Source organism: Oceaniferula marina, assembly GCF_013391475.1.
In the GTDB taxonomy this organism is placed as follows: Bacteria; Verrucomicrobiota; Verrucomicrobiia; order Verrucomicrobiales; family Akkermansiaceae; genus Oceaniferula; species Oceaniferula marina.
Genome location: NZ_JACBAZ010000040.1, coordinates 1 through 1,846 on the forward strand (window position 1 = coordinate 1; position 1,846 = coordinate 1,846).

The 1,846-nt window shown below is 44.9% G+C and carries 3 protein-coding genes; 1 reads left to right on the top strand and 2 read right to left on the bottom strand.

Going from position 1 to position 1,846, the window contains the following annotated elements:
* Positions 1–247: 247 nt before the first annotated feature.
* A complete protein-coding gene (locus tag HW115_RS19390; protein ID WP_178935289.1) occupies positions 248–730 on the bottom strand; it encodes a hypothetical protein in 483 nt (160 codons plus the stop codon).
* A 128-nt stretch (positions 731–858) separates the two neighbouring features.
* A complete protein-coding gene (locus HW115_RS19395; protein ID WP_178935290.1) occupies positions 859–1,230 on the bottom strand; it encodes a hypothetical protein in 372 nt (123 codons plus the stop codon).
* Between the two features lie 362 nt (positions 1,231–1,592).
* On the opposite strand from HW115_RS19395, the gene HW115_RS19400 reads away from it, so the two are divergent.
* Positions 1,593–1,846: transposase (locus HW115_RS19400; protein ID WP_178935292.1), on the top strand; the 254-nt coding region annotated here is incomplete at its 3' end.

A 1,846-nucleotide genomic window follows, 5' to 3' on the forward strand; every position in this document is an offset into this window, starting at 1 on the left:
CAAAACCATCAGCGGTTTCAGACGTTTTCGTACTCGTTCTACACTGAGACGCAACTAAGCAACACAGGCCGACAACCGCTAATCTTAGAATGTATCGCATATCGCTCCCGAGAGATTTCTTATTATTGCCGAACGTAAAGCACACCGGCAGCGATCAGGCGCCAATATGCGAATTAAAGATACAATGACGTAAAAGGATTACCTGTCGCAAACTCGACAGCTACTAGCTGTCGGGTGCTGCGACTTGTTAGCCTAGATTATTCGATCGGTAAACGCCTAAGTTGTTTTGTACATATGCAAAACCAGCCTCAAGTAATCCTCGGCTGAACTCCCTCGAAATGACATCGTGCTTTTGTTCTAGCTTAGAAGCCTCGTCAAGCAAAGCATCTCGACCTTTCTCATCGAGTGAGCAAATTGGTTCCTCGGTCGTCTGCAATAGTTCGAAAATATTGTATTTGTTGAGAGCTGACTGAAGCTCTTGAGTAGCCACGATAGCAGGTTGAAAACCGCAGGCCTCAAGAGCAGGAAGGCCATCATAGACAAGATTCACTAGGTCCGACCAAAGAAGGTCAACAAATCCGTTGCGATAGGCAAAATCAATTTGAAAGATCTGTGCCGGAATTTCTTCAACGGGGTGCAATTGCTCTCCAGCCTCTATGCGTGATGCAAACCACTGTAAAACTTCGTAATCCTGTTTTTCTTCGATAATTTGGTCGATGTTGTAGTTCATAATTTTTTGGCTAACGTAAAGCACACCGGCAGCGATCAGGCGCAGATATGCGAATTAAAGATACAATGACGTAAAATCGTTTGCCGTCGCAAACTCGACAGCTACTAGCTGTCGGGTGCTGCGACTTGTTAGCTCAAATTTTCTATAGCGTAATCCTCGGTGTAGCCACAACTATTACAACGAACAACTCTGACAACCTTAGAAGTTAAAACAAGAAGCCCTGTAATTACTGGTGGAACAACCAACCCTAATACCGTTATGAAAATCAAATCACTCTGAGTATGGTCAACCACGTTCCCCTGTCCAACACTGTGTAAGACCTTGTAGAGCAATATCGGGAAACCAAGCAAAGGCACGGCAAGCATTCGGGAATGAATCTTCCGGACGGTACGACCATATTTACTCGGTTCAACAGTCAAATTAACCCTGGCATCGAAATTCTTGCCGCATTTTGGGCAGATGCCGTCAATATCATTAGGCCACTGCTTTTGGAGGTTCATTTTATAGCTAACGTAAAGTTCACCGGCCGCGATGAAAGCGTCGATAAACGGTTAATGTTTCAATCGTGTAGAACAGCCGTAAAACCTGACTACTCAGCTACTAGCGGTCGGGTGCAACGACTTGTTCGCTTTGTTGTTATTCATCAACGAATGATCCGTCGGACTTCATAATGAAACCATCAATGCTAGAGGTTGAATATACAGGAATAAACCCAAAAAGTGGTTTCTGAGGAACGCTAAAGGCGAAAACATCGAATCTAATATCACCACGCTTTTTATTGAAGTGGTCCCGCAAAACGGAGCCAGTAGTTTATTGATTAATTCGCTGGTCTGATCGGGGCAATTAACCCGAAATAAGACCAATGAAACGAAAGAGAAGACATCTTACCGCAGAGTTCAAAGCCCGAGTTGCCAAGGAAGCTCTCAAGGAAGAAAAAAGCATCCAGGAGATCGCTCAGGAGAACGATATAGCACCTACCCAAGTCAGTGCTTGGAAGAAGGAATTGGAAGACCGTATGAGCGAATTATTTGAACGCAAGAACGCGGCAGACAAGCAATTACGACACCACGAAAAAAGAAGCGGGCAGCTTGAGCGCAAGATCGGGCAACTCGTCAT

Excerpts from the sequence above, each read along its gene's own strand:
- HW115_RS19390 (WP_178935289.1), bottom strand. The coding sequence starts at position 730 with ATGAACTACAACATCGACCAAATTATCGAAGAAAAACAGGATTACGAA.
- HW115_RS19395 (WP_178935290.1), bottom strand. The coding sequence starts at position 1,230 with ATGAACCTCCAAAAGCAGTGGCCTAATGATATTGACGGCATCTGCCCA.